This is a genomic window from Inquilinus sp. (genome assembly GCF_057815775.1).
Genome location: NZ_JBYRFX010001075.1, coordinates 1 through 7,991, shown reverse-complemented (window position 1 = coordinate 7,991; position 7,991 = coordinate 1). Strand labels below are relative to the sequence as shown.

The 7,991-nt window shown below is 69.0% G+C and carries 10 protein-coding genes; 6 read left to right on the top strand and 4 right to left on the bottom strand.

All coding sequences use genetic code 11. The features are described 5' to 3' along the window. The first annotated feature begins 140 nt into the window (after window positions 1-140). The 4 genes from AC3XYG_RS38555 (at window position 141) to AC3XYG_RS38540 (ending at window position 4,210) form a co-directional block, all read left to right on the top strand. Window positions 141-842 carry a creatininase family protein gene (locus tag AC3XYG_RS38555; protein ID WP_489145204.1) on the top strand — a complete coding sequence of 234 codons (702 nt, stop codon included), beginning with the start codon at window positions 141-143 and terminating at the stop codon, window positions 840-842. Then, window positions 839-1,864 (top strand): ketopantoate reductase family protein, encoded by a 1,026-nt coding sequence (locus tag AC3XYG_RS38550; RefSeq protein ID WP_489145203.1) that lies wholly within the window; start codon window positions 839-841, stop codon window positions 1,862-1,864. The genes AC3XYG_RS38555 and AC3XYG_RS38550 overlap by 4 nt, the downstream gene beginning before the upstream one ends. 202 nt (window positions 1,865-2,066) lie before the next feature. Further along, window positions 2,067-2,831 carry an SDR family NAD(P)-dependent oxidoreductase gene (locus AC3XYG_RS38545; protein ID WP_489145202.1) on the top strand — a complete coding sequence of 255 codons (765 nt, stop codon included), beginning with the start codon at window positions 2,067-2,069 and terminating at the stop codon, window positions 2,829-2,831. Beyond that, window positions 2,828-4,210, top strand: coding sequence for a dipeptidase (locus AC3XYG_RS38540; RefSeq protein ID WP_489145201.1), 1,383 nt, complete (start codon window positions 2,828-2,830; stop codon window positions 4,208-4,210). The genes AC3XYG_RS38545 and AC3XYG_RS38540 overlap by 4 nt, the downstream gene beginning before the upstream one ends. 61 nt (window positions 4,211-4,271) lie before the next feature. Here AC3XYG_RS38540 and AC3XYG_RS38535 read toward each other — a convergent pair whose 3' ends face one another. After that, window positions 4,272-4,649: a DUF6481 family protein gene (locus AC3XYG_RS38535; protein WP_489145200.1), complete on the bottom strand. Its 378-nt coding sequence runs from the start codon at window positions 4,647-4,649 to the stop codon at window positions 4,272-4,274. A 322-nt stretch (window positions 4,650-4,971) separates the two neighbouring features. On the opposite strand from AC3XYG_RS38535, the gene AC3XYG_RS38530 reads away from it, so the two are divergent. Then, complete coding sequence (locus AC3XYG_RS38530) at window positions 4,972-5,226, top strand: ParB N-terminal domain-containing protein (RefSeq protein ID WP_489145199.1); 255 nt, start codon at window positions 4,972-4,974, stop codon at window positions 5,224-5,226. Between the two features lie 187 nt (window positions 5,227-5,413). Here the strand turns inward: AC3XYG_RS38530 and AC3XYG_RS38525 are convergent, their stop codons facing one another. Next, a complete protein-coding gene (locus AC3XYG_RS38525) occupies window positions 5,414-6,208 on the bottom strand; it encodes an aldolase (RefSeq protein ID WP_489145198.1) in 795 nt (264 codons plus the stop codon). 149 nt (window positions 6,209-6,357) lie between these two features. On the opposite strand from AC3XYG_RS38525, the gene AC3XYG_RS38520 reads away from it, so the two are divergent. After that, a complete protein-coding gene (locus AC3XYG_RS38520; protein WP_489145197.1) occupies window positions 6,358-6,609 on the top strand; it encodes a DUF3297 family protein in 252 nt (83 codons plus the stop codon). An 18-nt stretch (window positions 6,610-6,627) separates the two neighbouring features. Here AC3XYG_RS38520 and AC3XYG_RS38515 read toward each other — a convergent pair whose 3' ends face one another. Both AC3XYG_RS38515 and AC3XYG_RS38510 read right to left on the bottom strand, forming a co-directional pair. Further along, window positions 6,628-7,419 (bottom strand): metallophosphoesterase, encoded by a 792-nt coding sequence (locus tag AC3XYG_RS38515; protein ID WP_489145196.1) that lies wholly within the window; start codon window positions 7,417-7,419, stop codon window positions 6,628-6,630. 60 nt (window positions 7,420-7,479) lie between these two features. Continuing rightward, on the bottom strand, window positions 7,480-7,991 hold a 512-nt coding region (locus AC3XYG_RS38510), incomplete at its 5' end, for a LysR substrate-binding domain-containing protein (RefSeq protein WP_489145195.1).

Below are 7,991 nucleotides of genomic sequence, written 5' to 3'. Positions count from 1 at the left end.
CGGGCGATCGAATACCGCCACAGTCCCGACCCGGTGGATGTCGACCAGCAGATCGTGCCGCTGCTGACGCCCGAGGCCGCGCCTTCCCCCGAACCCCCGGCCCCCGAACCCAATGCAGCCGAACCGAGTGAGGTCCTGTCGTGAAGATCAGCGAGATGAACTGGAACCAGGTCGAGGCCTATCTCCAGCATGACGACCGCGCCGTGCTGCCGCTGGGCAGCACCGAGCAGCATGCAGGCCTGAGCCTGTCGGTCGACAGCATCCTGAGCGAGCGGGTGGCGGTCGAGGCGGCGGAGCCGCTCGGCGTGCCGGTGTTCCCGGCCTTGCCTTATGGCATCACCCCGTATTTCCTGGCCTATCCCGGCACGGTCAGCCTGCGGGTCGAGACCTATGCCCGGCTGGTGCGCGACGTGCTGGACAGCCTGTACCGCACCGGCTTCCGCCGCATCCTGCTGGTCAACGGCCATGGCGGCAACCAGCCAGCGCATTCGGTCGCGATCGAGTGGATGACCGAACATGCCGATGCAGCGGTGAAGTACCATGCCTGGTGGAACGCGCCGCAGACCTGGGCCAAGGTGCAGGAGATCGACACCGAGGCCTCGCACGCCTCCTGGATGGAGAACTTCCCCTGGACCCGGCTGCCGGGGGTCGAGCAGCCGACCCAGCGCAAGCCGATGATCGACTTCGCCCGGATGCGGCTGATGGCGCCCGAGGCGCTGAAGGCCTATCTCGGCGACGGCAATTTCGGCGGCCATTACGAGCGGTCGGACGCGGAGATGCTGGCGCTGTGGTCGGTGGCGGTGACCGAGACCCGCGCCCTGCTGGAAGGACCCTGGGCATGACCGCCGCGACCCCGATCCTGATCTGGGGCGCCGGCGCCATCGGCGGCTCGATCGGCGCGGCGCTGATCCGGCGCGGCACCGACATCCTGTTCGTCGACCAGGCCGCCGACCATGTCGCCGCGATCAATGCCCATGGCCTGCGCATCACCGGCCCGCTCGACGAATACACGGTGCCGGCCCGCGCGGTGACGCCGGATGCGGTGACGGGGCAGTTCGACCAGATCTTCCTGTGCGTCAAGGCGCACCACACCGCCGCGGCGATGGAGGCCGTGGCCCCGCATCTGGCGGGGTGCGGCAACGTCGTGTCGATGCAGAACGGGCTGAACGAGCGGGTGATCGCCGCCCGCATCGGCAAGGCCCGCACGATCGGCAGCTTCGTCAATTTCGGCGCCGACTACCTCGAGCCGGGCGTGATCCTGCATGGTGGCCGCGGCGCCGTCGTGGTCGGTGAGCTGGATGGGGAGCGGACGCCGCGGATCGAAAGGTTGCACAGCCTGCTGCTGGGCTTCGAGCCCAACGCCGTGCTCAGCGACAACATCTGGGGCTATCTCTGGAGCAAGCTGATCTATGGCGCGCTGCTGTTCGGCACGGCGGTGACGCCGGAGTCGATCGCCGATGTGCTGGCGTCGCCGCGATACCGCCCGGTGCTGACCCGGCTGGCGCAGGAGGTCGGCACGGTCGCCGCCGCCGAGAACATCCGGCTGGAGCCGTTCGACGGCTTCGATCCCGCCGCCTTCCGCCCCGGCGCCTCGGCCGAGGCGATCACCAAGTCGTTCGACGACATGGTGGCGCACAACCGCAAATCGGCGAAAAGCCATTCCGGCATCTGGCGCGACCTGGCCGTGCGGCATCGCCCGACCGAGGTCGACGCCCAGCTGGGCCCGGTCGCCGAGGTCGGGGCGCAGCACGGCGTGCCGACCCCGATCACCAGCCGGCTGATCGGCCTGATCCACGACATCGAGGCCGGGCGGCGCGAGATGGCGCTGTCCTTGCTGGACGAGCTGGAAACGGCGACCGCCTAACGCGGTCCGTAGGTTGGGTTCGCCCCGGCGACCCCAACATGGTCCACCAGTTGCAAATCCCACTTTATTGTCATTGCCGGGCTTGACCCGGCAATCCAGAGAATATCGACAGTCTCTGGATGCCCGGATCAAGTCCGGGCATGACATTGGTGGAGAAGATCGACAAATCCTGCAACGAGACAGTTGAGACAGGAGGCTCCTGATGAACCAGGATTTCACCGGGCGGACGGTGATCGTGACCGGCGCCGCGCATGGCTTCGGCCGGGCGATCGCCGCCGCCTTTGCCAAACAGGGCGCGCGGGTCTGGGCCTGCGACCGGCAGGCCGACGGGCTGGCGGAGACGGCACCGCTGCTCGGAGCGGGTGGGGCGGTGCGCACCATCGACATCACCGACCGTGCGGCGGTGCAGGCACTGGTGGCGGAGGCCGAGGCGGCCTCGGCCGATGGCGCGGTCGATGTGCTGGTCAACAATGCAGGCGGCGTGCTGGGCCAGGTCGGCCGGCCGATCGAGGAGATCGATGCCGCGTCCTGGCAGTCGATCTTCGACGTCAACCTGTCCGGCGCGTTCTGGTGCGCCCAGGCGGTGGCGGCCGGCATGAAGCGCCGCGGCGGCGGCCGCATCGTCAACATCTCCAGCGGCGCCGGCCTCGGCGTCAGCCTGACCGGGATCCAGGCCTATGCCAGCGCCAAGGCCGGGCAGATTGGCCTGACCCGCCAGCTGGCGCATGAGCTGGGGGCCTGGGGCATCACCGTGAACAATGTCGCGCCCGGATTCGTCCGCTCCAACCCGACGACGGAGCGGCAGTGGGACGCGATGGGCGAGGCGGGCCAGGCGCGGCTGCTCCAGGCGATCGCGCTGCATCGGCTCGGAACGGTCGACGACATCGCCGCTGCCGTGCTGTTCTTCGCCTCGGATGCCGCCGGCTGGATCTCCGGCCAGGTGCTGAGCGTGGACGGAGGAAAATGAGCACGGTCGAAACCCTGCTGCTGGATCGGTTCGAGCGGTCCGTCGAGGAACTGAAGCAGTATTGCGCGATCCCGAGCGTCAGCACCGATCCCGCCTACAAGGCAGAGGTGGAGCGTGCCGCACGCTTCGTCGCCGACCGCATGAGCAAGGCGGGGCTGGAGCGGGTCGAGATCCTGCCGACCGAGGGCCATCCGGCCGTGGTGGCGGAATGGTGCCGCGCCCCCGGCGCTCCGACCGTGCTGGTCTATGGCCACTACGACGTGCAGCCGCCCGACCCGGTCGAGCTGTGGACCTCGCCGCCCTTCGAGCCGACGATTCGCGACGGCCGGCTCTACGCCCGCGGCGTCTCGGACGACAAGGGCCCGTCGCTGATCCCGCTGCTGGTGGCCGAGGCCTTCCTGGAAAGCCAGGGCCAGTTGCCGGTGAACCTGAAATTCCTGTTCGAGGGTGAGGAGGAGTGCGGCAGCGCCCATCTCGAGGCGCTGGTCGCGGCCGAGGCCAAGCGCCTGGCCGCCGATGTCGTGCTGTCGGCCGATGGCGCGATGTGGCGGCCGGACCTGCCGACCGTCACCGTCGCCAGCCGCGGCATGCTGGCGCTGGAGCTGGAGTTGCACGGCGCCGGCAAGGACCTGCATTCCGGCCGGCACGGTGGCAGCGCGCCCAACCCGCTGCCCGCCTTGGCCCGGCTGCTGGCGACGCTGCATGCCGATGACGGCGGCGTCGCGGTCGAGGGCTTCCATGACGGCATCACCCCGCCGGACCCGAAGCTGATCGACGCGATCCGTGCCTCCGGCTTCGACCCGCAGGGCTATTTCGCCGCCATCGGCGCCCAGGCGCCGCAGCCGATGCCGACAGTGGAAGAGCTGCTGGTGCGGCAATGGCTGCAGCCGACGCTGGAGCTGAACGGCATCACCGGCGGCTATGACGGCGCCGGCACCAAGACGGTGATCCCGGCCAAGGCCGGCGCCAAGATCACCTGCCGCCTGGTGGCCGGGCAGGAGCCGGACCGGGTCTTTGCCGCGATCGAGGCCCATCTCAAACAGCACGCCCCGGCCGGGTTCGGGCTGGAGATCCGGCGCCAGGGGCCGGGGTCGCAGGCCTTCTCGCTGCCGGCCGACCAGCCGGTGCTGGCGATGACCGAGGCGGTGCTGGGCGAGCTGTACGGCCAGCCGCCGCTGCGGGTGGCGATGGGCGCCACCATCCCGATCGGCGCCATCTTCCGAAAGCACCTGGGCGTCGAGACGGTGTTCTTCAGTTTCTCGACCGCCGATGAGGATTACCACGCCCCGAACGAGTTCTTCCGGCTGGAGCGGTTCCGCGACGGCCTGGTCGGCTGGGCCCGGCTGCTGCCGCGGCTGGCCGGGCAAAGCCCGGGCTAGAGCAGTCCAGCCCCAGGCGAATGATTCCCGGAGGAGAGATCCGGCAGCGTGGCGTCGATCCTCACCGCCGGGCTTTGCGGGCGGCGTAGCGGGCGTCGCGTGCCGCCTTGCGTTCGACCACCTCCACCGCCTCGCGCTCGGCCGCGGCGGCGCTGAGTTCGGCGTCCAGGGCGGTCTGTTCCGCCTTCTGGGCCGCCTGTTCGGCCTTCTGGATGATCAGCGCCTCGGTCCGGCGGGCCAGCTCTTCGGCATCCGTCTTGGCCCGTTCGGCCTGGCGCGCGGTGCGGGCGGCGCTGACGGCCTGCCGTTCGACCTGCCGCGCGATCACGGCCGGATCGTCCGGCCGGCACTTGGCCCGGAACAGCTGCAGCGCGTTCTGGCGGGCATCGGCAGCCGTCTGCAGCCGTTCTTCGAAGGTCTGGACGATCTTGGGCTTCATCAACGACACCTGGCAGGAGGGACGGGGCCGGCGCACCGGCAGGGCCGGGAAACACCCAGTATCCTGATGTGATCGTTGGGTGATTTCGATCTGAAAGCGCTGATCGCGGGATCAAAAAGACGTCTAATTGTACCGAGAATTATTCGATGTGTCAGTAGAATACTTCGTCCATGATTTTGGAGTTCGTCGAAAATATTCTTCGAGGATCGGTTGAGATCCATTTTTTCTTACACTGAATTCGATGGCAGAATTTCGAGAGGCCACGGCCAGGGGAATGGTGATAAATCTGCCGTTTGCGGCCATTCGGGATGGAGCGGGCGGGATGAGCACGTTGCGGGCGAAGCCGGTGGTGATCGCCGATATCTATGTGCCGACGAAGCGGCGCCTGACCCTGGATCCGCAGAAGGTCGCGGCGCTGGCCGAGAGCATCATGGAGGTCGGCCACGACGCCCCGATCCTGGTGCGCTTCGACGGCAAGCGCTTCGTCCTGGTCGAAGGCCTGCACCGGCTGGAGGCCTGCCGGTCGCTCGGCGAAAAGACCATCCAGGCTTACCTGGTGCAGGCTCGCGCGCACTGAGAGGCGCAGTGCGGGCGCAGACGATTGCTGCTCGACCCTTTCCCTATGCTGTCATGCCCGGACTTGATCCGGGCATCCAGAGACTGTCGACATCCTCTGGATTGCCGGGTCAAGCCCGGCAATGACAGGAAGGGGACGCTGTCCGTTCCCTTGAATAGCGATCGGAAATCCGATCGCTCCGCGACTCTCAGTCCGCGAAATCAGGCTCTTCGCGGGCCAGGATGCGCTTGACGCTGTCCAGGTGCAGCCGGGCGCTCTCGGCGTCGCCTTCGCGCATCTGCTCATAGGTGCGGCGTGCCACATCGGGCGGGACCGGCAGCAACGGGCGGCCGGTGCTCAAGGCCTTCACCTGGGCCTCGGCGGCGCGTTCGAGATAGTACAGATCGTCCCAGGCCTCGGCGATGGTCGGCCCGGTCACCATCACGCCGTGGTTCTTCAGGAACACCACATCGGCGTCGCCCATCGCCGCGGCGATGCGGTCGCCCTCCGTCGTGTCCAGGGCCAGGCCGCCATAGGCCTCGTCGACGGCGGTTCGGCCGTAGAATTTCAGTGCGGTCTGCCCGGCCCAGGCCAGCGGCGGCCCTTCCAGCATGCTCAGCGCCGTGGCGTTGGGCATATGGGTGTGGAAGGCGGCGGTCGCGTTCGGCTTGTTCATGTGCAGCCGGGCGTGGATGAAGAAAGCGGTCGCCTCCGGCTCGCCCTCGCCGGCGACGACATGGCCGTCGAGATCGCAGATCAGCAGGCGGGAGGCCGTGATCTCGGCGAAGGCATAGCCATAGGGGTTGACCAGGAACAGGCCGGAATGGCCGGGCACCAGGGCGGAGAAGTGGTTGCAGATGCCCTCGGCCAAGCCCAGCCGGGCGGCCATGCGGAAGCAGGCGGCCAGGTCGATGCGGGCCTGCCGGATCGCCTCGGTGTCCAGTGCCGCGTTCGGCAGCGGCCCCGGGCCGCGCGGGGTGTTCACCGTCATTGCATGCGCCATGATCATCCGTCTCCATCCGGGCCAAGCGCTCTATCGATAGCGGCATCGCCGGCCCCTTGCCAATGGCCGGCGGCGCAGATGCCTTGGAATCGCCGCGGCCGCGGGGTATCACCCGGCGAACGCACCGATTTTTCCGAAGGCCGCCGCCGATGACCCAGACCCCGCCCGACCGCCTGTCGAACAACCCAAACAGCCCGCATTTCGACGAGGCTGCGCTGCGGCGGGGCGTCGGCATCCGCTTCAACGGCGCCGAGCGGCACAATGTCGAGGAATACTGCGTCAGCGAAGGCTGGGTGCGGCTGTCCATGGGCAAGGCGCTGGACCGGCGCGGCAACCCGCTGACCATGAAGATGAACGGCACGGTCGAACCGTATTTCCGCGACGACCAGCCCGAGGGGTAAGGCCCTCAGAGCGGCCTCTCAGACTCTCCACACCCGCAGGCCGCGCATCCGGTCGCCATGGATCAGCACGGCCGACAGGCAGCCGCTGTGGAACGCGCCGGTGTCGACATCGATGCGGTGCGGGTGGTCCAGGTCCAGCCGGTCGACCGGGGTGTGGCCGTGGATCACGGCGACGCCCTCGGGGAAGGGGCTCGTCCAGTCCAGGAACGGCCGGCGGATCCACAGCAGGGTCTGCCGCTCCTGCTGCGCCAGCGGCACCTCCGGGTCGATGCCGGCATGGACGAACAGCAGGTCGCCGATGCGGTGGGTCACCGGGCAGCCGCGCAGCCAGCCCAGGATCTCCGGCCCGATCGCCGACCGCACCTGGGACCGCCAGTCATGGTGCAGCATGTCGGTGACGCCGCATTCGCGCAGCACCTTGTCACCGCCATAGGTCAGCCAGAACTCCAGCCCCTGCTGGTCCGACACGTCGTCCAGCACCGTCAGCATGCGGTCGTCGTGGTTGCCCAGCAGGGTGACGGTCTCCACGCCCGGGATGCCCTCGCGGGCCAGCGCCAGGGACCGGCGATTCTCCGGCCCGCGATCGACCAGGTCGCCGAGATGGACCAGCGTGCAGTCGGTGTCGGCGGGCAGGGCGGCGAATTCCGCCGCGATCAGGTCGTGCAGCGCCGCCAGCAGCCCGGCATGGCCGTGCACGTCACCGATCGCGGCCACGGCCCGGCCCGGCGGCAGCGGCCGGATCGCCGGGCGCCAGGGGTCGCGCCGCGGGTCAAGCTGGGGCGGCAGCCCGTCGAAATCCTCCGGCTTCACGGTGTCGGCTCGCGCTGTCCTGGCATGGTCGCTGATATCCCCAATGCTGTGACCACCATCCTAGGACAAAATCGCCCGGTCGGTGCCTTGATGTGAGGCCGCTGCGGCGTTGCGCCCGGAATCGACCTCGCGGATCAGATCGATGAAGGCGCGCAGCCCGGCCGGCACGTGCCGGCGGCCGGGATAATAGAGGGCCAGGCCGGGGAAGGATGGCGACCAATCCTCCAGCACCCGGACCAGGCGCCCGGCCTGGATGTGGTCCCGCGCCGACCATTCCGCGAGATAGCCGATGCCGGCGCCGGCCAGCGTCGCCTCCAGCATCAGCGTCGATTCGTCGAGGATGACCGGCCCGGGCACGTCGAGCGCCAGCGTCTCGCCCGCGCGCTCGAACTCCCAGCGATACAGCGTGCCGCTCGGCATCCGGATGCGGATGCAGCTGTGCGCCATCAGGTCGCCGGGCACCTGCGGCCGCGTCCGGCCGGCGAAATAGCCCGGGGTGGCGACGACGGCGAAACGCAACAGCGGCCCGAACGGCACGGCGATCATGTCCTGCGGCACGGTCTCGGCCGGCC